This is a genomic window from Peribacillus butanolivorans (assembly GCF_001273755.1).
Taxonomy (GTDB): domain Bacteria; phylum Bacillota; class Bacilli; order Bacillales; family DSM-1321; genus Peribacillus; species Peribacillus butanolivorans.
Genome location: NZ_LGYA01000001.1, coordinates 3,303,981 through 3,327,033, shown reverse-complemented (window position 1 = coordinate 3,327,033; position 23,053 = coordinate 3,303,981). Strand labels below are relative to the sequence as shown.

Below are 23,053 nucleotides of genomic sequence, written 5' to 3'. Positions count from 1 at the left end.
GAATTTCTCCTTCACTAAACAGTCTTCAAAAATGTGTTGATTGTATTTGACCAAATACTACCTTAGAATGTTGATACATTCAACACCGTGTTAATTATAAAAGAGGAAGGGTGTGCGTGCAGTGAATGCGATTACCATTGAGGAAATTGCTAAAGGCTTTAAACACAAAAAAGTCATTCAGCCATTAAACCTAAATATTGCCGAAAGAAAAATTTTCGGCTTATTAGGACCATCTGGTTGCGGGAAAACGACCTTAATTAAAATGATTGTCGGTATGATGAAGCCGGACACTGGAAAAATCACAGTGCTTGATTGTGAAGTGCCAAATGAAGCATTGCTATCAGAAATCGGCTATATGGCGCAGTCCGATGCCTTATATACAGAGCTGACGGGGGCTGAAAATCTTGAATTTTTTGCAAAGCTATACCGTTTATCGAAAAAGGAACAAAGAGAACGCATTCAGTATGCAGCCGAAATTGTACAGTTAACGAATGATTTGTCTATTCGGGTTGCTTATTATTCTGGGGGCATGAAGCGTCGCCTGTCACTTGCTATTGCCCTTGTCCAAAATCCGAAAATTCTAATTTTGGATGAACCAACTGTCGGTATGGACCCTGTGTTGAAACAATCCATCTGGAAGGAATTAGAACGTTTAAAAAATGATGAGCATAAAACAATCCTCATTACAACGCATGTAATGGATGAAGCAGAACGTTGCGATAATCTAGCGATGCTGCGTGAAGGGAAAATCATCGCATCCGGCACACCTGCCGCATTAAAGACACAATACGGGGTACAAACGTTTGATGAAGTGTTTTTAAAGATAGTAGGTGAGCTGTAATGCGAATTACATCTCTTGTTACACGAATTACACGACAAATGCTCCGAGATCGAAGAACACTCGCATTGCTCTTCTTTGCACCATTGCTCATCTTAACGCTCATGTATTTTATTTTTCATTCAGAAGCGAGTGATTTAAAAATCGTTGTTACAGGTAGTGATGAAAACATCGCTGAAGCATTGAAACAAGCAGATTTTCAAGTAACGGTTGCCAAGCATTTTTCAAAAGAGAGCATGGCCAAAAATAACATCGACGGCTGGCTGCAATTTGAAAATGGCAGCATGAAGCTGACCCTTTTAAACGATGAACCGTCTCGTGCAAAGGCCGTTCAAATGCAATTAGCGCAAGGCTTGCAAGGAGATGCAAACAATCCTTCGATTGATGCGCATTATGTGTATGGTGATGCCGATACGAAGATTTTTGATATTTTTAGTCCTATGCTCGTGGGCTTTTTCGTTTTCTTCTTTGTTTTTTTAATAGCGGGGATTGCGCTACTAAAGGAACGTACAAGTGGTACATTAGAACGGTTACTTGTGACACCGATTAAACGATATGAAATTGTTGCAGGTTATGTAATTGGATATGGTTTGTTTGCACTCATTCAAACTATAATTGTTGTACTATACGCGGTAAATGTACTGGATATTGTGCTCGTCGGCTCCATTTGGCTCGTTTTATTGACGAATATTCTCGTTGCGCTTGTGGCATTATCCCTCGGTACATTGTTATCAAGTTTCGCAACATCTGAATTTCAAATGGTACAATTTATTCCACTCGTCATCGTGCCACAAATCTTCTTTACGGGTATTTTTCCATTAGATGGTATGGCAGACTGGCTGCAGCAAATTGGCAAAATCATGCCGCTTTACTACGCGTCGGATGCATTGAACGGTATTATGTACAAAGGCTTAACCTTCGCTGAGGTAGTGATGGATTTACTCATTCTCCTTGCATTTGCCGTTGTTTTTATCACTTTCAATATTTTGAGTTTGAAAAAATATCGTGCCTTATAAATGAGAGGAGTTGTAAGCTACTATTTCTTTATGGAGTAGAATCAGGAATTTGAAGGAACCCGTTTGGCGGGATTCATAATGATAATGAGCTTATATCGTCGCTTGTTTTTAACAGGTTCACTATATCCGTCTCGCCGATATAGCGGGCGTAAGGTTAATAGAATAATAGTGGAAGGGCTGTTTCCTAGAAATAGGCCTTTTTATCGAAAATAAGAGGAAATATGAGTAACATTGGGCTGTGATTTTCTTAATGGAAGCAACATTGGTGGAAAGGACCTTCATTTGAGTATCTTGAAAATGGCATAAAGCAGTTTCATTAACAGAAACGTTTTTATCGTTTATAATGAGGGAACGAAAACACATGAGGAGGTATGTAAATCATGTATATTGAATGGACGGAAAGAGCGGCAGATAAAATAGCCGATAAGATACAGGGGCAAGAAGGATTTTTACAGTTAAAATATGACACAGATGGCTGTGGCTGCGTTGTAAGTGGTGTGACAGCCCTATGGTTAGTCAACGAACTTGATGAAGGTAACGAGAGAGTGGAGACAAACGGAATCTCTCTATACGTAGAAAAGTCAAAAATGATTTTTCTGGATGAAGTTATGAAAATAGACTTTGTACCGGAAGCGAACAGCTTTCAGTTAAAAAGTCCGAATCAAATCTTAAATCCGAGAATGAGCTACTTTAATAAAATCTAAAAGAAGAAAAAGAGAGGATATCAAGCTTTCATGATAGGTATCCTCTCTTTTTCTATCTGAATACAAGCTGTTTAAGAAACTGATCAATTTGTTCTTCATATTCTTTTGGATTTTCATTATAAGATTGAGCGTGGGCGCCCTTTTTAGCAATGTACAGCTGCTTTGGCCCCTCTTTTGCTGCATATAATTCCGTTGTCATGGAAACGGGGATAAAGGTATCATATTCACTATGAATGAACAGTACTGGTTTTTTAATATTTTTTATATAATTGATCGGTGACACTTCTTTAGTCCAATATCCGTCACGAAGTTTGATGAATGTACGACCAAGCGGAAACACGGTCCAAGATGGTAAAGGGATTTCCGCGCTGATTTTGTGTTTGATCTGCTCCTCAAAGTTTGAAAATGGGCAATCGGCAATGTAAAAATCAGCGCCATCTTCGAGCATCCCGGCATACAGAAGCAGAGTTGCGGCTCCCATGGATTCCCCATGAATGCCAATGTGAAGGTCGTCGGAGCCTTTACGTCTTTTCAATTCGTCGATCACGGCCTTCAAATCGAATTTTTCATAATGGCCATAACTGCTAGTCTTACCACCAGAATCTCCATGACGGCGATGATCATAAATGATAGCATTGAAGCCGCGCTTAAGAAAAATGTTCATGTACTTAATCGAATTAATTTTGTTCTCCGTCACACCATGTGAAATAATAATCCACTTATTCGTCTCAAACGGTTCGATAAACAAACATTTCAAGGAATATCCGGATGGTGAAGGTACCCAGATTTCAGTTTTAGGTAGGATATCAAAATCCTCTTTAATTAGACGTTTAGCCATAATTTCACGATTCTGGATAAAATCATCTTCCTTCTTTTTCATGTACATGATCCGATTAGAAAAATAAATGCCGACGCCGATGATATAGGTCAGAATTCCAGCCAATGCAAGCCACCATTTTTTCATGAAAATCCTCCTCAGTTATTTTCTTTATTTTACCATGAGGGGAATGGAGAAAACACTGTTTGAAAATCATAACGAGAGAAACCGCAGTCGTGATATAATAATTTCATAATGGCTAGGAGGTTTTAGGGATGAAAAAGAAACAGCCGCGGAATCAAAATCAAAGCAAAACACAAGATAAAGAGTCATCATCATTGAAACTTGGTGATATGCTTAATCAAGATATCATGTCCCAGCTTCGTCAAAAGCAAAAAGAACTGAATGATGCTGAACAAGAGAAAAAAGCAGCGGAAGAAGAAAAAAAACGCGAAGAAAGAAAATGGCGTGAGAAAAATAAATCATTCGAAGAGCTGCTGGGAGAAAGCAATCTTAACTGGAAGAACTATAAATAATGTAAAAAGGGAGCAGACTTGGTACTGTCTCCCTTTTTGATAAACCACTCTTTCTGAAAGAGTACGCCGATATTTATCATTTCCCGCCAGAAGATTCCCTCTTCAAGCGTGTGAAGGGCGAGAGCCCAATGGTAAGGGGGAGATGAATGGCGGTTGGCATAAGCCAAAGTGATCTTTGACAAACGTACGTTCGATGGTTGATTATAACTATAAGGGGGTGAAACCAATGGTCGTAAACAAAGCTTATAAATTTCGAATCTATCCAACTAAAGAACAACTAGTTCTAATCAATAAAACGATCGGCTGCTCCCGTTTTGTCTATAACTTCTTTTTAGGCAAACAAAATGAGAAAGATGCCTACTGGTATATCTGTGAAGAAATGAAGCAGAACGGCCAATTACCCTCTAATGAATGGAAAGGTTCTTTTCTGAATAAATACGCAACAATCAAAGAACTTCCCGCTTTAAAGAAAGAGTATTCTTTCCTGAAAGAAGTAGACAGTATTGCCTTACAGAAATCGGTGGAAAATTTAGCAGATTCCTATAGTCGATATTATAAAAAGCAAAACAAGTCACCTCGCTTCAAATCGAAAAAGAATCCTATCCAGTCCTATACGACTAAACATACGAATGGGAATATTGGAATTGTTGGAAGCAAAATCAAATTGCCAAAACTCGGTCTAGTTCGTTTTGCTAAAAGCCGCGAAGTCGAAGGGCGAATCATCAATGCCACAATCAGGCGGAACCCTTCGGGTAAATATTTCATTTCCGTTTTAGCCGAAACCAATGTACAAGTACTTCCTAAAACGAATCGTTCGTGCGGTGTAGATGTTGGATTGAAGAACTTTGCTATTCTTTCAGATGGTACAGTCTATCAAAATCCAAAATTCTTCCGGACGGTCGAAAAGAAATTGTCCAAAGCACAACGGATTCTTTCAAGGCGACAAGAAATAGCCTTGAATCAAAATAAACCATTGGCTGAAGCCAAAAACTATCAAAAACAAAAACGAAAAGTGGCTATCCTACACGAAAAAATTTCAAATGCCCGAATGGATTACTTACATAAAGTTTCTACCGAAATCATCAAAAACCACGATGTTATTGGAATGGAAGACTTGCAAGTGTCGAATATGATGAAAAATCACAAACTAGCTAAAGCTATTAGTGAAGTATCTTGGTACCAATTCAAAAAAATGTTGGAATACAAAGCAAAATGGTATGGTAAATAAATCGTGACCGTATCTAAAACGTTTGCTTCTAGCCAATTGTGTTCTAGCTGCGGTTACCAAAATAAAGACGTTAAACATCTGAATCTTCGTGAATGGGATTGTCCTTTTTGTTCTACTCACCACGATCGAGATATTAACGCAGGACTCAATCTAATGAATGAAGCCATAAGGCTTCTAACCGTAGGAACTACGGGAGTAGCCTAATTAAAAATTGGCCGATAGGCAAATGTTCTTAGGAATCCCCCACTTCAATCAGACCGTAAGGTCGATAAGTGATGGGTAGTTCAATCAATAACGAATATTGCTTTATTTTATAAAGTATAACGATTATATTAAAGATAAGTTTGATATGTATTCACAGATCAAATGGACTACTACTACTAGCTGGTGATATGATGGAAAAAAGATTAGAATATGTACTGGAAAATCAATTATGTTTCCTTCTTTATGCAAGTTCAAGGGAAATGACAAAGAAATATAAACCGCTGCTTGATAAACTTGAAGTAACTTATCCTCAATATCTCGTCCTGCTTCTACTATGGGAACAGGATACACTTACAGTCAAAAAACTAGGGGAGCTTCTTGCTCTCGACTCAGGAACGCTTACCCCCATGTTAAAACGAATGGAGCAAAACGGTCTGATTGTTCGTGAACGTTCCACTCAAGATGAGAGGTCTGTCATGGTTCAGTTGACTGAAAAAGGACTTGGTTTGAAGGAAGAAGCCTGCACCATTCCCGAACGCATTTCAGACATGTCGGGTGAGGATAAGCAAGTAGTTGAGGATTTGAAAGCTTCGCTGCTCCAACTATTGAAAACATTACAGAAATTTTAGCGGAAAGAAAAAACGCTTGGGGAGCCCAAGCGTTTTTTTGTCGGATATATTAATCTACATCGATTTCAATAGTGACGTCCACATTGCCGTTGATTGCTTTTGAATAAGGACACATTTGGTGCGCTTTATGAACAAGGGTTTCAAACGTCTCTTTATCGATCCCAGATCCCCTCACTGCTAAAGTGACAGCCAAGCTGTACTGATGCATCTCACCCATCAATAAACTGACACTAGCAGTGACTTTAGAATCAAATTTAATGCGTTCAATTTTACCAACGGATTGCAAAGCACTATCAAAACAAGCAGCATACCCAGCTGCAAAGAGCTGTTCAGGATTAGATGCTTCAGGCATCTTATTAGCCCTCGGCGTTCCAGGCATCGCAATATCAACTGTGAAGTTTCCATCGGCAGAAATGGCCGTTCCTTCTCTTCCCCCATCAACCGTTACAGACGTAGTAAATAATGTTTTTGTCATCATTTTTCTCCTTTGTTCCATATTTGGATTGTGCACAATTGAATTGTATAGCATGTATTTACGGAAAGCAACAGAAAAGAATTTGTGAAAATCATTAATATCGTTAAATCTCTCAATTAATTAATGGTATGTTCAGTAACTCTTGTTACATCAAATGGCAATACATCTCCCCATAAAAACACCAATCCTCCAGGTTCTCCGTCGCTTTGTTTACTAAATATCTTGTTTAATGGGAGTGACCGAATCTTTTTGCATTGGGTGTTTAATAAGTATAATGACAGTGTGCTGAAATGACGTTAGGCAAGATAATCTAATAAAGGGAATAAACACTATTTTTAATTAAGAAAAAAGTGATAATACATATTGTTGTGGTACCCTAAAAAACAGAGTCAATACAATGCAATCAAAAGGAGTATATCGAGAAGGGTAAAATGTTGGAAGAAGGCAATTAGATGGGGGCAAGCTTGTTTAAGTTAAAGGGTTTCCCTATTAAATAAGCAGATGTGAAAACGGATAAATCAGATAATGAAGATAGCGTTAAACGAAATTAGACTACCTCAGCCCGCTTGTTTTACGGAGATAAGGTAGCCTATTGCTGGTTTTTATTTTTCTTGGAAACACTAGGTTAGTTTAAGGTCTCCCTTTTAATCCCGATGACTTTCATATTTGTTTACTTTGGTCAACTGCTTCAACACATCAAGTTCAGCTTCAGTAAGCGAAGAGCTTTTAACGGCACGGCAGTTTTCACGGAGCTGCTGCACTGAGCTTGCTCCAGGTACGACAGCAGCAACGCTTTGGTGTGACAATACAAATTGCAGGGCCGTATCATTCAACTTTTTGCCGGAAAGCTTGTCCTTTAATTGTGGAAGCAGATCTTTAAGTTCTTGATAACTATAGTCAAGATAACCATCTTCATTTGCCTTTTCAAGCATTTTCTCACTAAGCAGTCCTTTAGCAAGGGGGCCACGGGCAATGATGCTGATCTGTTTGTTTTCCAAAAGAGGCATCCACTCTTCTGGGCGGCGGTCGAGTAGGCTGTATTGCATCATCACGGAGTCAAGATCAGACTTTTCGGTAAATTTCTTAATTACGTTGGGGCGAATTGAGGAAATTCCATAGTACCGGATATAGCCTTCCTTTTTCAACTCCTCAAAGGCTTCAACAGTTTCTTCGATATTGTCTGAAATCGTACCCCCGTGCAGCTGATAAAGATCAATATAATCGGTTCCTAGCCGTTTTAAGCTGTCCTTTACTGCCGTTTTGATATGGGTGCCAGATGGATCCCAGCTCCAACTATCCTTATTTTCATTCCAGCGGTTTCCGACCTTCGTGGCTATGTATACTTGCTCGCGGACCGATTTTAAGTTTTTTCCGACGATTTCTTCATTCACACCGAAATTATATAAGTCAGCAGTATCAAAATAATTGATTCCTTCATCCAAAGCAGCCTGTATGATCTCAGATGCCTGACTTTCGACAGTACCCAATGACATGCAGCCGAGCCCGATTTCAGATACGAATAACTCTGAATTTCCTAGTCTACGATTTTTCAATTTTATCCACTCCCTTTACCTACATTGTAAAGGACAAATCCATTTCGCTCAAAGAATTCACTTGATTCGTTTTAAAGGAGAGGTTGCCTGTTGATCGTGTATGTCGGCAATCCAATCATTGATATAGACATATTTATTTTGCAATTGTTTTAGTTTTTGAATGATCTCCCAACTCTTTCCAGATAAAATGACGCCTTTTTCCAATACATAAACTTTCATCGAATCGCCCTCCATCTCTATTATGGTAAAATGTATGAAGAATAATACTGCAATTAGAACAGAGGAGTGGTCAGGATGAAAAAATTTGAAGAAAAAACAATATCTTCGGAAAAAGTATTCACCGGTAAAGTAATCAGCCTACAGGTGGATGATGTAGAACTTCCAGATGGAAAAACAAGTAAACGTGAAATCATCAAGCATCCGGGAGCGGTTGCAATCATAGCTGTTACAGCAGACAATAAAATCATCATGGTTGAACAGTACCGTAAAGCGCTGGAGAGAAGTCTGGTTGAAATTCCTGCAGGAAAGCTCGAAAAAGGCGAACAACCGATTCTGTCGGCAGAACGGGAACTTGAAGAAGAGACAGGGTATGTATGCGAAAAAATGGAACACATCATCTCCTTTTATACGTCCCCAGGCTTTGCTGATGAATTGGTTCACATTTATGTAGCCCACAATTTGAAAAAGAAAGAAAATGCGGCCCCCTTGGATGAGGATGAATTTGTCGAGGTGATTGAGCTGACGGTAGAGGAAGCTCAAACCTATATAGATGAAGGGAAAATCCAGGATGCCAAAACGGCATATGCAGTTCAGTACCTGCAGTTGAAAAAAGTGATGACTTCATAAATGAAAGAGTATTACGCTGACCTGCATATCCACATAGGTAGAACAAGAAGTGGAAAGGCCGTAAAAATAACCGGTGCTAAAACGTTGACCTTCAGCAAGGTGATACAAGTGGCAAGTGAGAGAAAAGGTCTCGATTTAATCGGGATAATTGACTGCCATTCTCCTGAAGTTATCGAAGAGATTGAAGCAGGAATTCTGGACGGGGAAATTACAGAGAAGGATGAAGGCGGTCTTCTTTACCGGAACACAACAATCATTCCAGGCTCTGAAATTGAAATTTATGATCAGCATTGTAATGGCCCAATCCATGTTCTTGCCTATTTTCCTACATTGGAAGCGATGAAGAATTTTTCGGTGTGGATGAGCGGTTATGTTAAAAATATCACCTTAAGCTCTCAAAGAATTTATTGTGACGGAAGAACACTGCAAAAAATCGTAAAATCACTTGGCGGCTTGTTTATCCCAGCACATGTTTTTACCCCCTTTAAAAGTTTATATGGTAAAGGGGTAAGATCGAGTCTGGCTGAAGTATTCGATCCAGAGTTAATCGACGCCATCGAGCTTGGGTTAAGTTCTGATACAGATATGGTCAAGGATATAAAAGAGTTGGAATCCTTTGTCTTCGTGACGAATTCTGACGCACATTCGCTTGGGAAAATTGCTCGTGAATATCAAAAAATTCGACTTAATGAACCAAGTTTTAACGAGTTGGCAAAAGCCCTTCAAGATAAAGAAGGACGAAAGGTATCAGCCAATTATGGGTTGAATCCCTTATTGGGAAAATATCATCAAACCGTTTGTTCAGGATGTTTACATAAATTGTTAAGGGATAATGAACAATGTCCTGAATGTGGAAACAAGACTATCATTAAAGGGGTGTCGACTCGGATAGAGGAACTATCTATTCCTAAAATGAATGGAGAGAAACGAAGGGAAAGACCGCCATATATCCATCAAGTGCCCCTCGATTTCATCCCGGGACTTGGTCCTAAATCAATGGAAAAACTGCTAAAGGCATTTGGAACCGAGATGAAAATCCTTCATGAGGTAACCCTTGAACAACTCACAGAAATCGTTCCTGAAAAATTGGCCCACTATATCGATTCTGCCAGAAAAGGGGAGCTTACTTTTGAAGTTGGGGGCGGAGGTAAGTATGGGAAAGTAAAAAAGAACAGCTAATTTTTTGTTTATGTAAGGGAACAAAAAAGGGTCCTGACAGAGGAGGCTTATACTGTCAGGACTTTTTTTAGTTTGTTGTTTTTGCATATATATAGGTGTCCCGCAATTCCTTGCCGTCAGCACTTAGACAGTCATTATGTAAAGTTCCTTCAAGAGTATACTTTAGTTTTTCGGGAATTCGTTTACTAGCAAGGTTATTAGTGTCACAGCGGATTTCAATCCGCTTTGCCCCATAATGATGAAAAGCAAATTGGGTTAACTTTTCAATCGCTTCGGTTATGTACCCTTTTTTACTGTGCATCGTATCAATCCAATAGCCAATCTCAAATTTGGGGATATCCCAGTTAATTCGGTGCAGACCAGTGGAACCGATGAATTGGTCATCTTCTTTCCTATAAATATGAAGTCTAATATCCTCTTTTAAAATAAAGTCCGAAAAGGCTTTTAGGACGTTCTGTTCTGAGGTTTCCAAGGACGGTTCCTGATGGGCAAATGGAAGCCATTGTTTTAATTCATTCTGGGAACGGACAATGGCTTCATACACATCTTTGCCATCTCCAGGTTGACAAGGTCTTAGATATAGCCGTGGAGTTTCAATTTTTTCTGGGAAATCCATTAATATAGCTTTCATATCACACCTCCAAGTAATGGTTATGGAAAATTATAACATGATATTGCTTTGAGGTGTTCTTCCTGATAAGGGAATTCATACTTGTTTTCTTTAGCATAAATGAAAGAGTGAAAACATAGATTCTAGTAAGCGGAGTTGGGAGGATGAAAGATGAAAAAAAAATCTGTCGTACAAAATGCCGTAATGAAACACATTAACGAACATTCCTCATTATATGTCTTTATCACTGTGCTTTTTTTAATGGGTGTCATTTTTGGCGCTGTACTCGTAAATAGTTTGAGTTTTACCCAAAAAGAGGACTTGTTCTATTATTTATCACAATTTTTTGGACAAGTTACCAAAGGAGAATTTGCATCTTCGCATGATATGTTTAGCCAAAGTATTATGCATAACATAAAATATATAGGCCTCATCTGGATTCTTGGGATTTCGGTTATTGGGTTGCCGGTTATCTTGATATTGTTATTTATTAAAGGAATGGTTGTAGGGTTTACAGTCGGCTTTTTAGTTAATCAAATGGGGTGGAGCGGGTTCTTATTATCATTTGTCGCAATTCTACCACAAAATATATTCATTGTACCGATTTTCATCGTGATAACGGTCCTTGCTGTCTCGCTATCAATGAAAATGATCAGCCGGATTTTCCTCAAGCAAATTCGAGAGCCGCTGAAGCCAATTATATCACGCTATATTTTTTCATTAATTTTGTCAGGATTATTTTTAATTACAGCTGCTGTATTTGAAGCATACTTATCACCCTCTTTAATGAAAAATGTCGTCAGTTTCCTGGGTCATTGAAGGGAATTTGCTAATCACAACAATTTTTTTATCATTAACAAGAAATCTATTTTGACAGTTTTCCCTCATTTGATATAATGGATAAGATAGCGGCGCGGGAGGGAATATAGGTATGGAAATAGAAAACAGAATTGATAGAATAAAAAAGCAGTTGCACTCGTCCAGCTACAAACTAACGCCTCAACGAGAAGCGACCGTCCGCGTTTTACTTGAGCACGAAGAGGATCATTTAAGCGCAGAAGACGTTTACCTCCTTGTCAAAGAAAAGTCGCCGGAAATTGGATTGGCAACAGTATACCGTACGCTAGAGTTGCTGACTGAATTGAAGATAGTAGATAAAATTAACTTTGGAGACGGGGTTTCCCGTTATGATTTAAGACAAGAAGGGGCTGCCCATTTCCATCATCATCTTGTTTGTGTGGAATGTGGAGCGGTAGATGAGATTCAAGAAGACTTACTTGAAGACGTAGAATCCATTGTAGAACGTGACTGGAACTTCAAGATAAAAGATCATAGATTAACCTTTCATGGTATTTGTCATCGATGCCATGAGAAAGACGAGAATAAAGGTGAATAAAGTCGGACCTTTTCCATTAAATGGAGAAGGTTTTCTGCATTTTTAAAAGGGTAAATATCTGCAGAGCAAGGTCCATTCGACATGTAGCTGAATTCAGGAAATTAGGATAACGTCACTTTTCTCTTTTATAGTTGTTTTTGCTTTCTCCTTACCGAAACATGTATAAAACTTGTCCTGTTGGGCATAGATTGATACAAAGGATCGAATGGGAGGGGAAAGGTGATGAAAACTTCATTGTCGCTTGTTCTACATACAGCTAAAGTGATGATTCTCTTTGTTAGCTTCACTATTCTTTTTTATATAGGAATGGTATGGTTAAATCAGGAATATCAAAGTTATCATCGTTATGACGAACCAAAAGGTATGGCTGTAAAAGTATCAAAGGCTGTTGATACAGGTGATGATGCATGGCTTGAACGCTTAATGTTGTTTTATTTAAACGGGGAGTAATGAATATGGAGAATCAAATTAGGGATTTTATTCATTTTTTAACCATAGAAAAAGGACTTGCCAAGAATACGCTCGTTTCTTATGAACGCGACTTAAATTCATATTGGAGCTACTTGAAAAATGTAGAAACTATTACCAGCTGGAATGATTCGCGGAGGGTGAACATCTTGCATTTTCTCGTTCATTTGAAGGATCAGGGCAAATCATCGAAAACGGTAGCGCGTCATATCGCCTCCATTAGGTCTTTTCATCAATTTCTTCTCCGAGAAAGGGTGACCGACCAGGATCCATCTATACATATAGAAACACCAAAACCAGAGCGAAGCCTCCCAAAAGTGCTAAGCATGGAAGAGGTGGAAGCGTTATTAGAGGCCCCAAAGGTAATGGATGAATATGGTTTGCGTGATAAGGCGATGCTTGAATTGATGTATGCGACAGGGATGCGCGTAAGTGAGTTAATATCAATGGATGTGAGTGATGTCCATGCATCGATGGGCTTTGTCCGCTGTATTGGAAAAGGAAATAAAGAAAGAATCATTCCAATTGGCCAAACGGCACTTGGTGCTATTGAACATTATTTGGATAGGGCCCGAGGAAAATTTGCTAGTCCAAAGCACCGAACAGAGTCACTTTTTTTGAATCATCATGGGAACAGGCTGACAAGACAGGGATTTTGGAAGATTTTAAAGAAACTTGTGAAAACGGCGCAAATAGAAAAAGAAATCACACCACATACTTTGCGTCATTCCTTCGCGACACACCTATTAATGAATGGGGCAGATTTAAGGGCAGTCCAAGAGATGCTAGGTCATGCGGATATATCGACGACGCAAATTTATACGCATATTACAAACGTTCGGATTAAGGATGTATATTCAAAATTTCATCCGCGAGCTTAGAAGTTTAGTAGAATGATAGAGAGGTTGTGAACTTCACTGCAAAACAGATGAAGGAAGCAGCCTTTTTTGAAATTGAAAGGGGATACAAACGGTCGATACTAAATCGCTATAGTGGACATTGTGAACATCTAGTGATACTTTTTTCTTTCAGGAATATATTATTTGTCTCCATCATGGTAATCGTTTACAATGTAGAGAGGTCAGACTTCTGACGTTCTCGTGATTTTCATTTTATTGAAGAGTAACTAAACAGTATACGGGTAATATAGAGAGTATAAAAACTGATTTACTATTTTAGGAGGAATGAGCATGAAAGGGAATTCAGCGTTTAAACGTATTTTTGTAGTGGTTATGGACTCAGTAGGGATTGGTGAAGCACCTGATGCAGATTTATTCGGTGATAAAGGGTCAGATACACTTGGTCATATCGCAGAAAAAATGAATGGATTAAACATGCCAAATCTCGCAAAATTGGGTTTAGGCAATATCCGTGAAATCAAAGGGATTGATAAAGCGAAGCAACCGCTCGCATACTATACGAAAATGAAAGAAGCGTCTACTGGAAAAGATACGATGACTGGACACTGGGAAATTATGGGGTTGAATATATCGACTCCATTTCGTGTGTTCCCAAATGGTTTCCCAGAATTATTAGTCAATGACCTCGAAGCGAAATTGGGTCGTGGAATTATTGGGAATATTCCGGCTAGCGGGACGGAAATCATTGAAAGACTTGGCGAAGAACATATGAAAACGGGTGCGTTAATTGTTTATACATCTGCGGATTCAGTTTTACAAATCGCTGCCCATGAAGATATAGTTCCGGTAGAAGAATTATACCGAATTTGTGAGATTGCACGTGAAGTAACAATGGCTGATGAATTTAAGGTTGGACGCGTAATCGCAAGACCTTTCACAGGCCAACCAGGCAGCTTCAAAAGAACGCCTAATCGTCATGATTATGCTTTAAAACCATTTAACAGGACGGTTATGGATGAATTGAAAGATTCCGGATATGATGTTCTGGCAATCGGGAAAATTTCTGATATTTTTGATGGTGAAGGGGTCACTGAATCCTTAAGGACCGTATCTAATATGGATGGAATGGATAAATTAATCCAAACCATCGAACAGGATTTCAAAGGTTTAAGTTTCCTTAACCTGGTCGACTTCGATGCTTTATACGGTCACAGACGTGATCCAGAGGGTTACGGAAAGGCATTAGAAGAATTCGATGCTAGAATGCCAGAAGTACTCGAGAAGCTAAAAGAGGACGATTTATTAATCATCACTGCTGATCACGGGAATGACCCGGTACATGAAGGGACCGACCATACACGAGAATATGTGCCATTATTAGTTTATTCTAAACGATTTACAGAAGCTGGCGAGCTTCCAATAAGAGATACATTTGCTGATATAGGGGCAACAGTCGCAGCTAACTTTGATGTGAAAATGCCTGCCTTCGGAAAAAATATTTTGGGCGATATGAATTAAGGGGAGAGAAAATATATATGTTTAATAAAATAGAAGCAGCTGCCTCATTTATAAAAAGTAAGATTGATGGTTCTCCAGAAATAGGATTGATTCTTGGTTCGGGACTTGGGGTATTAGCAGATGAAATTGAGAATCCTATTACGATCCCATATCACGATATACCGGAATTTCCAGTATCAACTGTTGAGGGACATGCAGGTCAGCTTGTCATCGGTATTTTAAGCGGCAAAAAAGTTGTAGCTATGCAAGGTCGTTTTCATTTTTATGAGGGATACTCTATGGAGAAAGTCACATTCCCTGTGCGTGTAATGAAGCTTCTTGGAGTTGAGCAGTTAATTGTAACTAATGCCGCGGGAAGTGTTAATGAAAGCTATGCACCGGGAGACTTGATGCTAATTACGGATCATATCAATTTAATGGGAGCAAATCCATTAATTGGTTCAAACGAAGAGCGGTTTGGTCCTAGGTTCCCTGATATGTCAGAAGCGTATAACAAAGAGCTGCGAGCTCAAGCTAAAAAAATTGCTTCATCGCTTGGTATGGATATTAAAGAAGGTGTCTATATTGGGAATTCAGGCCCGACCTATGAAACACCCGCAGAAGTGAAAATGGCAAGGATTCTTGGCGGGGATGCAGTCGGCATGTCCACTGTTCCGGAGGTTATTGTGGCAAGACATAGCGGTATGAAAGTACTCGGTATTTCATGTCTTACCAACATGGCTGCAGGCATTTTGGATCAGCCGTTGTCACATGTAGAAGTAATTGAAACGACGGAAAAAGTAAAGAGTAGTTTTCTGGAATTTGTTAAACAAATCGTTAAGGACATTTAAAACAGTTTAAATTTAAAATAAAATAAGCGCAGCTAAATGTAGCGGTGCCTTTAAAAAAGCGGGGAATCTAATATGAGAATGGTAGATCTAATCGAGAAAAAACGTGATGGTAAGGCTCTTTCTACGGAAGAAATTCAGTTCATTATCCAAGGGTTTACTGATGGAACGATTCCTGATTACCAAATGAGTGCTTGGTCAATGGCCGTTTATTTCAAAGGTATGAATGAGCAAGAACGTGCTGATTTAACCATGGCTATGGTTGAATCGGGCGATCAAATTGATTTAACTATGATTGAAGGCGTTAAGGTTGATAAGCATTCCACTGGAGGTGTTGGTGATACGACAACACTTGTTCTTGGACCTTTAGTGGCTGCAGTTGGAGTTCCGGTAGCGAAGATGTCAGGACGCGGTCTTGGCCATACTGGTGGAACAATTGATAAATTGGAATCTGTTACAGGTTTTCATGTGGAAATAGAAAATGATGAGTTTATACGACTTGTGAATAAAAATAAAATAGCTGTCATTGGTCAAAGTGGTAACTTAACACCAGCGGATAAAAAGTTATATGCATTGCGCGATGTAACGGCTACTGTTAACAGCATCGGCTTGATTGCTGGTTCAATTATGAGTAAAAAAATCGCTGCTGGTGCCGATGCAATTGTACTTGATGTGAAAACTGGTGCAGGAGCATTCATGAAAACTCTCGAAGACTCAGAAGAATTAGCTCGTGCAATGGTGAGCATCGGGAATAATGTTGGGCGAAATACGATGGCTGTAATTTCAGATATGAGCCAGCCGCTAGGTTACGCAATCGGAAATGCTTTAGAAGTGAAAGAAGCAATCGATACGCTTAAAGGTGAAGGTCCGGAAGATTTAACGGAACTTTCTTTAACACTAGGCAGTCATATGGTGTTCCTTGCTAAAAAGGCAAGCTCGCTTGAAGAAGCTAGAACCCTGCTTGAAAACGCTATTAAAGATGGTTCTGCTCTTAACTCATTTAAGGTTTTCTTAGAAGCGCAGGGAGGCGATGGTTCGGTTGTAGATCAGCCCGAAAAACTTCCGCAGGCTGCCTATACTTTTGAGCTTGAAGCAAAAGAAGATGGATATGTATCAAAAATCGTTGCCGATGAAGTTGGAACAGCGGCTATGCTTTTAGGAGCCGGACGAGCGACCAAGGAATCAGAAATTGACCTAGCAGTTGGGCTAGTACTCCGTAAAAAAATCGGAGAAGTCGTGGCAAAAGGTGAATCTCTAGTGACGATTTACAGTAATTTTGAAGATGTTTCAGAAGTAAAAGAAAAATTGTATGAAAACATATCTATCTCGAAAGAAAAAGTTGAAAAACCTACGCTTATCTATAAAGAGATTATGGAATAATGTAACTTCAAAAATGTTGCTCTTTTTTTTAGTGAGTGACCTTTTTGTAACCTTAGCTAGCTTATGTAGCTAAAATAATCCCATGATTTTAAAAAGAGGATGCCTATGCGCATCCTCTTTTTATTTTTGTGTTAATTTTCCTAATAAATCCTATATTTACAAAATTTATCTTTAAATGAACTTATTTGTATAAAAATGGGTGTAATGGAAAAAATAAATCATATAAAGATTGGAGGGTATGGAGATGAAGCGGATTCTTTCTCTATTTTTAACCGTATTAATAGCTGCTGGTTTTAGCATCCCACATACAAAAGCAGCGGAAGATAAAGGAATCGACTTAGCGGCTAATGCTAAATCTGCTATTTTAATTGAACGGGATACAGGTACCGTATTGTATGATAAAAACGCAGATGATCGTCTTTCACCGGCAAGTATGACCAAGATCATGACGATGCTGCTAATCATGGAAGCAATCGATAAAGGCGAACTTACCATGAAGGAAAAAATCAGGACAAGTGAGTATGCAGCGTCGATGGGTGGTTCTCAAATCTTCCTCGAGCCAGGTGAAGAAATGACCACGGAGCAAATGCTTAAAGGCATCTCGATTGGTTCGGCGAATGATGCATCGGTGGCGATGGCGGAACGCATTGCGGGATCTGAAGAAGAGTTTGTTAAGAAAATGAACAAAAAAGCGAAAGATCTCGGGCTAAAAAACACGAAGTTTCAAAATGTGACAGGCCTTCCTGTTAAAGATCATTACAGCTCGGCTTATGATATGTCCATCATGGCGAAGGAGTTATTGAAATACGATACAATTACAAGGTTCACGGGTACATATGAGGACTATCTCCGTGAAAATACCGAAAAGAAATTCTGGCTTGTTAACACGAACCGATTAGTGAAATTTTATCCCGGGGTAGATGGGCTAAAAACAGGATTTACAAATGAAGCGAAGTATTGCCTGACGGCTACAGCGAAAAAAGGGAATATGCGGGTCATTGCCGTCGTTTTCGGAGCAGCATCTCCGAAGGAACGAAATGCGCAGGTTACCAAAATGCTTGATTATGCTTTTTCACAATACATCACATACCCTATATATAAACGAGGCGAGATGTTAGGAGAATCAAAGGTAAGTAAAGGTCACAAGAAAATGGTTATAGGAGTAACAAGTGAACCTATTTCAGTTTTGACAACCAAGAACGGAACAGCGAAGGATTTCACAAAAAAAATTACTCTTAATAAAGATTTGAATGCACCAATCAAAAAAGGCGATCAAATTGGTACGCTTGAATTAAAGAAAAACGGTAAGGTGTATGTCGAATCGCCAATTGTTGCGAAGGAAACTGTTGAAAAAGCTAGTTGGTGGCAATTGTATAAACGGGCTTTCGGCATGTTTACTCAAGTCAAATAGAATAAATTGTCGCATTACCTGATAAATGTACTAATTTAGGCGAATGCCCACTAGTTTTGCTATGAAGAAGGAATCTGCAGGAGAAAAAGAGAATTTGACTCTTTATAAGACAGTGAAGGAGGCTGTATATAATGAGTCTTACGATTAATATGGAGGCGAAAGATCGTGTATTATGCATTCGTCTCAAAGGTGATTTAGATCATCATACAGCAGAAAAATTGAAAAAACAGGCAGAGGCAGCAATTCAAAAGCATAACATCAAGCACATTATTCTTAACTTAGAAGAACTACATTTTATGGACAGTTCAGGACTCGGTGTTATTTTAGGGCGTTATAAGCAGGTAAACAATAAACAGGGTGAAATGGTCGTCTGCGCAATTTCTCCAGCAGTAAAGCGGTTATTTGAGATGTCAGGGTTGTTTAAAATTGTTAAAATGGAACTATCCGAAAAAAACGCTTTGCAAAGACTGGGGGTTGCCTAAGATGAAAAATAAAATGGAAACGAAATTTTCTGCACTAAGCCAAAATGAATCTTTTGCCAGGGTTACAGTTGCGGCTTTTATTGCCCAGTTAGATCCAACAATGGATGAATTGACAGAGATCAAGACTGTCGTGTCAGAAGCAGTTACGAATTCGATTATTCATGGGTACGAGAGTGACCCGGAAGGATGGGTCTACATTTCCGTGATTATTGAAGGTGATACTGTAGAATTGACCATCCGTGATGAAGGACTGGGCATTGAAGACGTTGAGGAAGCTAAACAGCCACTATTTACGACAAAACCTGAACTTGAACGTTCCGGTATGGGATTCACCATTATGGAAAACTTCATGGATGAGATCAATATTATTTCCCATAAGGGTGAAGGTACGATCATTCGATTAAAAAAGCACTTAACTACAAGCAGAGCTTTGTGCAATTAAGGGAGACTTGCATATGGATGTGGAGGTTAAAAAAGAGAAGAGCAAAAAAGGCCAGCCCCATTTAAAAGATGAGGAATTACGGAATTTAATCCAACGCAGCCAGAGCGGTGACCAGGACGCAAGAAACTTGATTGTCAATAGCAATCTAAGACTTGTCTGGTCCGTAGTACAGAGATTCCTCAATCGAGGTTATGAACCGGATGATTTATACCAGATTGGCTGCATTGGACTTTTGAAGTCCGTAGATAAATTTGACTTATCGTTTGAAGTGAAATTCTCTACGTATGCTGTACCAATGATCATTGGAGAGATTCAACGTTTTATCCGTGATGATGGAACTGTAAAAGTAAGCCGTTCTTTAAAGGAAATGGCAAATAAAATTCGTAGAGCCAAAGAGGAACTTTCAAAAACGTACGGCCGTGTTCCAACTGTCAATGAATTGGCGGAACATCTTGAGCTGTCACCAGAGGAAATTATCATGGCCCAAGAGGCTAGTCGAAGTCCTTCTTCCATCCATGAAACGGTTTATGAAAATGATGGCGACCCGATTACTCTTCTTGACCAGATTGCTGACAATAATGAAACATCATGGTTTGACCAAATCGCTTTAAAAGAAGCCATCCATGAATTGAATGAACGTGAAAGACTAATTGTTTTCCTGAGGTACTATAAAGACCAGACGCAATCGGAAGTAGCAGCAAGACTTGGCATATCCCAAGTACAGGTGTCACGGCTGGAAAAGAAAATTCTCCAGCAGATGAAAAACCACATGAATCAGTGATTCATGTGGTTTTTTTTATTTGATTTGAGAAAAATTTGGGTTTTAGGAAAAGGTAAAAAGACTCTAATCATATTAAAAAGGAGCCCATAGTAGTTTGAGGGTAATGGGAATTTACGGAAATAAGAGAGGGGATGAAATTTTTTAGTTGAATTTAGAATTAAAAACGAATATTATAGTAAAGGTCGCGCTTTTCATTCGTTTTTTATCTTTCATTCAACGAATATGGTTAATCTGAAAAAAGTGTAGATGCAGTACAATTTTAGGACACCTTTGTCTTCGCATGCAAACGATTGTATCGGTGTTTCCTTTAGATCTGGAGGTCTAAATGATGTTTTTAGAAAGGTTTTTCTCCCTAAAAGAAAATGGGACGGATGTCCGTACTGAAGTTATGGCGGGTGTTACGACATTTTTAACTATGGTTTATATCCTTATTGTGAATCCGGCTTTATTATCCTCAATCGGAATTCCATTTGAACAAGTCTTTATGGCAACAGTCATATCTGCTGTTATAGGTACCCTTATTATGGGGTTGGTCGCAAAATATCCAATTGCGATTGCACCGGGGATGGGCTTGAATGCTTATTTTGCTAGTGTAGTTGGTGCGCAAGGTCTTTCATACCAAACCGTATTTGGAACAGTTTTCATCGCAGGCTTGTTATTTTTATTGATAAGTGTAACGAGCTTGCGCAAAATGATAATTGATGCCATTCCGAATTCATTAAAATATGGAATCACCTCTGGAATTGGTTTATTCATCGCGTTTATCGGATTGAAAAACGCGGGAATCGTCGTACCGAATGATTCAACTATGGTTACGCTTGGCGACTTGCATCAACATGGAACAGTTTTAGCAATTGCAGGTTTATTTATAACGTTAATTTTAATGGCACGCAATGTTAAAGGAGCAATTTTTATTGGGATGATCATTACGGCAGTCATTGGCTACTTTATCGGTCTTCTCAACTTTAATGGAGTGCTATCTGTGCCGCCTACACCGGTATTTTTCGATATCGATATCTCTGGGGTCTTTACGAACTCTCTATATTCAGTTGTTTTTGCCTTTTTACTTGTGACAATCTTTGATACGACAGGTACATTGATTGGAGTAACGGAGCAGGCAGGTTTAACGAAGGACGGGAAAATACCTCGTGCGAAAAAAGCATTTTTAGGAGATGCAATTGCGACGACAATTGGCTCTTTGTTTGGAACAAGTCCTTCCACAGCATATGTTGAATCTAGCACAGGTGTGGCAGCAGGAGGCCGTACTGGTTTAACAGCCACGGTGGTAGCTATCTTGTTTGCAGCATCTATTTTCTTTTCTCCATTGATCTCGGCCATTTCTTCAGTTTCAGCAATCACTGCACCTGTTTTGATTATCGTAGGTTGTTTTATGATGGAAGGTTTAGCTAAAGTCAATTGGAAAATGTTTGATGATGCATTTCCGGCATTTGCGATTATTTTAACGATGCCTCTTACTTCAAGCATATCAACGGGGATTGCAATTGGATTCATAACATATCCCCTTATGAAGTTATTTAGTGGAAAAGGAAAATCAGTTCATCCACTTATTTATATTTTTGGATTGATATTTTTAGTTCAACTGATTTTTTTCCCAACTCATTAAGTTAATAATGTAAACAAAAAAGACATGCTGTCATTCAGCATGTCTTTTTTGTTTTCTTTCACCCTTGTATTAGTAATATTTGGACATCCGTTACTTCCTGCATTTTCACTGTGTTTCCAATCCATACTACTATCATAAGGAAATAAAAGGTCGGGATGTGATGATAATGGCAGTTGTATATATCAGGATGAGGAACCGTGTACAAGTAAAGGGAAATCAAACGGTGAGGATTAAAGATATTGCAAGGATAATCGGACCTGAAGAAGTGATTCAAATAATTGAAGAGACCTTTTTATTAACGGTCAAGAAGGAAGATAAGAATATTATTGTCATTGATTTGGCTCAACTTATCATGGCCATTCGTAAAGTGGATCCGCAAATTGAAGTGCAGACATTTGGGCCATCCCAGACCATCATAGAAGTCATATATTCAAAAAAGAAAATGTCTTACCTGACTTTTGCTCTAGTCTGGTTCTTATTATTTATTGGAGCTGGGATGACAATTATGAATTTCCATGTTGATGTCAGTATGGGGGAAGTCCATCAAAAAGTCTTTACGTTAATAACAGGGAAGCTAGATGAAAAGCCACTATTAATACAGATACCTTATAGCTTCGGACTTGGCATAGGAATGATTTTATTTTTTAATCACTTTTTTAAAAAACGCTTTAATGAGGAACCTAGTCCGCTCGAAGTTGAAATGTTCAATTACCAGCAGGATTTAGACCGTTATGTCACCATGAATGAAAATAAGGAAAACGTGCGCGATCTTGATGACAGGTAAAATTATCTTCGGAATCTTTGTCGGTTTAGCTGGAGGTTTTGCAACAGGTGCCGGTTTTGTAGCGTTTTTGACTGTACTTGGAGTGATACCGAGACTGACTCAGTTGACGAAAACGATGAAAATGATTCATTACTATGAAGGAGCAATTATTGCAGGTGTTGTCGCTGGAACATGGTTAGGCTTACAGGAAACGAAATTTTTCCTGCATCATTTTTTATTAATTCCGATTGGCTTAGCAGATGGGATTTTTAATGGGATGCTGGCTGCTGCCTTGACTGAAGTATTGAATGTTTTTCCGATTCTTTCTAAACGAATCGGAATTCAAGAGAAGATTATTTATCTGTTAATGGCACTCGTATTAGGGAAGATAGCCGGTTCTTTATTCCAATGGATTTATTTTGTCGATTTGTAAGTTCTTAAGTACTATTCCTGATGATGAAAGAAG

The 23,053-nt window shown here is 38.9% G+C and carries 26 protein-coding genes and 1 pseudogene; 22 read left to right on the top strand and 5 right to left on the bottom strand.

The annotated features are described in order from the left end of the window. Positions 1–112: 112 nt before the first annotated feature. The 3 genes from AKG34_RS15290 (at position 113) to AKG34_RS15280 (ending at position 2,558) form a co-directional block, all read left to right on the top strand. Positions 113–841, top strand: coding sequence for an ABC transporter ATP-binding protein (locus tag AKG34_RS15290; RefSeq protein ID WP_407946262.1), 729 nt, complete (start codon positions 113–115; stop codon positions 839–841). Next, the gene (locus AKG34_RS15285) at positions 841–1,854 is read left to right on the top strand and encodes an ABC transporter permease (RefSeq protein WP_053346862.1); all 1,014 of its coding nucleotides are present in this window, start codon (positions 841–843) and stop codon (positions 1,852–1,854) included. The genes AKG34_RS15290 and AKG34_RS15285 overlap by 1 nt, the downstream gene beginning before the upstream one ends. A gap of 380 nt (positions 1,855–2,234) precedes the next feature. Continuing rightward, positions 2,235–2,558, top strand: a complete 324-nt coding sequence (locus AKG34_RS15280) for an iron-sulfur cluster biosynthesis family protein (protein WP_053346861.1) — start codon at positions 2,235–2,237, stop codon at positions 2,556–2,558. A 52-nt stretch (positions 2,559–2,610) separates the two neighbouring features. Here AKG34_RS15280 and AKG34_RS15275 read toward each other — a convergent pair whose 3' ends face one another. Beyond that, positions 2,611–3,522 (bottom strand): alpha/beta hydrolase, encoded by a 912-nt coding sequence (locus AKG34_RS15275; protein WP_053346860.1) that lies wholly within the window; start codon positions 3,520–3,522, stop codon positions 2,611–2,613. A 128-nt stretch (positions 3,523–3,650) separates the two neighbouring features. On the opposite strand from AKG34_RS15275, the gene AKG34_RS15270 reads away from it, so the two are divergent. From AKG34_RS15270 to AKG34_RS15260, 3 genes and pseudogenes are all read left to right on the top strand, one after another. Then, on the top strand, positions 3,651–3,911 hold the full coding sequence (locus tag AKG34_RS15270) for a YqkE family protein (RefSeq protein WP_053346859.1): 261 nt from the start codon (positions 3,651–3,653) through the stop codon (positions 3,909–3,911). Between the two features lie 226 nt (positions 3,912–4,137). Next, a pseudogene (gene tnpB / locus AKG34_RS15265) lies at positions 4,138–5,343 on the top strand (IS200/IS605 family element RNA-guided endonuclease TnpB). 191 nt (positions 5,344–5,534) lie between these two features. Then, the gene (locus AKG34_RS15260) at positions 5,535–5,972 is read left to right on the top strand and encodes a MarR family winged helix-turn-helix transcriptional regulator (protein ID WP_053346858.1); all 438 of its coding nucleotides are present in this window, start codon (positions 5,535–5,537) and stop codon (positions 5,970–5,972) included. Between the two features lie 49 nt (positions 5,973–6,021). Here AKG34_RS15260 and AKG34_RS15255 read toward each other — a convergent pair whose 3' ends face one another. The 3 genes from AKG34_RS15255 to mciZ all read right to left on the bottom strand — a co-directional run bounded on the left by AKG34_RS15255 (position 6,022) and on the right by mciZ (position 8,219). Then, entirely contained in the window at positions 6,022–6,447 is a 426-nt protein-coding gene (locus AKG34_RS15255) for an organic hydroperoxide resistance protein (RefSeq protein WP_053346857.1), read from the bottom strand. Positions 6,448–7,091: 644 nt separating this feature from the next. Next, a complete protein-coding gene (locus AKG34_RS15250) occupies positions 7,092–8,000 on the bottom strand; it encodes an aldo/keto reductase (RefSeq protein ID WP_053346856.1) in 909 nt (302 codons plus the stop codon). Positions 8,001–8,057: 57 nt separating this feature from the next. Further along, positions 8,058–8,219 carry a Z-ring formation inhibitor MciZ gene (mciZ, locus tag AKG34_RS27095; RefSeq protein WP_083450812.1) on the bottom strand — a complete coding sequence of 54 codons (162 nt, stop codon included), beginning with the start codon at positions 8,217–8,219 and terminating at the stop codon, positions 8,058–8,060. A gap of 75 nt (positions 8,220–8,294) precedes the next feature. Between mciZ and AKG34_RS15245 the strand changes: the two genes are divergently transcribed. Beyond that, entirely contained in the window at positions 8,295–8,846 is a 552-nt protein-coding gene (locus AKG34_RS15245; RefSeq protein WP_053346855.1) for an NUDIX hydrolase, read from the top strand. Then, the gene (locus AKG34_RS15240; RefSeq protein ID WP_053346854.1) at positions 8,847–10,025 is read left to right on the top strand and encodes an endonuclease Q family protein; all 1,179 of its coding nucleotides are present in this window, start codon (positions 8,847–8,849) and stop codon (positions 10,023–10,025) included. It begins immediately after the preceding gene. 67 nt (positions 10,026–10,092) lie between these two features. On the opposite strand, the gene AKG34_RS15235 is transcribed toward AKG34_RS15240, so the two are convergent. Continuing rightward, positions 10,093–10,656, bottom strand: coding sequence for a GNAT family N-acetyltransferase (locus tag AKG34_RS15235; RefSeq protein WP_053346853.1), 564 nt, complete (start codon positions 10,654–10,656; stop codon positions 10,093–10,095). A 150-nt stretch (positions 10,657–10,806) separates the two neighbouring features. On the opposite strand from AKG34_RS15235, the gene spoIIM reads away from it, so the two are divergent. The 14 genes from spoIIM (at position 10,807) to AKG34_RS15165 (ending at position 23,020) form a co-directional block, all read left to right on the top strand. Beyond that, a complete protein-coding gene (gene spoIIM / locus AKG34_RS15230; RefSeq protein WP_053346852.1) occupies positions 10,807–11,454 on the top strand; it encodes a stage II sporulation protein M in 648 nt (215 codons plus the stop codon). A 118-nt stretch (positions 11,455–11,572) separates the two neighbouring features. Then, positions 11,573–12,031 carry a ferric iron uptake transcriptional regulator gene (gene fur / locus AKG34_RS15225; RefSeq protein WP_053348129.1) on the top strand — a complete coding sequence of 153 codons (459 nt, stop codon included), beginning with the start codon at positions 11,573–11,575 and terminating at the stop codon, positions 12,029–12,031. Positions 12,032–12,253: 222 nt separating this feature from the next. Continuing rightward, positions 12,254–12,481 carry a YqzK family protein gene (locus tag AKG34_RS15220; RefSeq protein WP_053346851.1) on the top strand — a complete coding sequence of 76 codons (228 nt, stop codon included), beginning with the start codon at positions 12,254–12,256 and terminating at the stop codon, positions 12,479–12,481. Between the two features lie 5 nt (positions 12,482–12,486). After that, complete coding sequence (gene xerD, locus AKG34_RS15215; RefSeq protein ID WP_053346850.1) at positions 12,487–13,380, top strand: site-specific tyrosine recombinase XerD; 894 nt, start codon at positions 12,487–12,489, stop codon at positions 13,378–13,380. A 309-nt stretch (positions 13,381–13,689) separates the two neighbouring features. After that, positions 13,690–14,877 carry a phosphopentomutase gene (deoB, locus tag AKG34_RS15210; protein ID WP_053346849.1) on the top strand — a complete coding sequence of 396 codons (1,188 nt, stop codon included), beginning with the start codon at positions 13,690–13,692 and terminating at the stop codon, positions 14,875–14,877. 17 nt (positions 14,878–14,894) lie between these two features. Beyond that, entirely contained in the window at positions 14,895–15,707 is an 813-nt protein-coding gene (locus tag AKG34_RS15205; RefSeq protein ID WP_053346848.1) for a purine-nucleoside phosphorylase, read from the top strand. Between the two features lie 72 nt (positions 15,708–15,779). Continuing rightward, the gene (locus AKG34_RS15200) at positions 15,780–17,084 is read left to right on the top strand and encodes a pyrimidine-nucleoside phosphorylase (RefSeq protein ID WP_053346847.1); all 1,305 of its coding nucleotides are present in this window, start codon (positions 15,780–15,782) and stop codon (positions 17,082–17,084) included. 244 nt (positions 17,085–17,328) lie between these two features. Continuing rightward, positions 17,329–18,495, top strand: coding sequence for a D-alanyl-D-alanine carboxypeptidase family protein (locus AKG34_RS15195; RefSeq protein ID WP_053346846.1), 1,167 nt, complete (start codon positions 17,329–17,331; stop codon positions 18,493–18,495). Between the two features lie 131 nt (positions 18,496–18,626). Beyond that, the gene (spoIIAA, locus tag AKG34_RS15190; protein ID WP_053346845.1) at positions 18,627–18,977 is read left to right on the top strand and encodes an anti-sigma F factor antagonist; all 351 of its coding nucleotides are present in this window, start codon (positions 18,627–18,629) and stop codon (positions 18,975–18,977) included. 1 nt (position 18,978) lies between these two features. Continuing rightward, a complete protein-coding gene (spoIIAB, locus tag AKG34_RS15185; RefSeq protein WP_053346844.1) occupies positions 18,979–19,419 on the top strand; it encodes an anti-sigma F factor in 441 nt (146 codons plus the stop codon). Between the two features lie 13 nt (positions 19,420–19,432). Then, on the top strand, positions 19,433–20,200 hold the full coding sequence (sigF, locus tag AKG34_RS15180) for an RNA polymerase sporulation sigma factor SigF (protein WP_053346843.1): 768 nt from the start codon (positions 19,433–19,435) through the stop codon (positions 20,198–20,200). Between the two features lie 328 nt (positions 20,201–20,528). Then, entirely contained in the window at positions 20,529–21,824 is a 1,296-nt protein-coding gene (locus AKG34_RS15175) for an NCS2 family permease (RefSeq protein WP_407946261.1), read from the top strand. Between the two features lie 163 nt (positions 21,825–21,987). Continuing rightward, positions 21,988–22,608, top strand: a complete 621-nt coding sequence (locus AKG34_RS15170) for a stage V sporulation protein AA (protein ID WP_152952369.1) — start codon at positions 21,988–21,990, stop codon at positions 22,606–22,608. Beyond that, the gene (locus AKG34_RS15165) at positions 22,598–23,020 is read left to right on the top strand and encodes a stage V sporulation protein AB (protein ID WP_053346840.1); all 423 of its coding nucleotides are present in this window, start codon (positions 22,598–22,600) and stop codon (positions 23,018–23,020) included. Before AKG34_RS15170 ends, AKG34_RS15165 begins: the two co-directional genes overlap by 11 nt. Positions 23,021–23,053 lie beyond the last annotated feature (33 nt).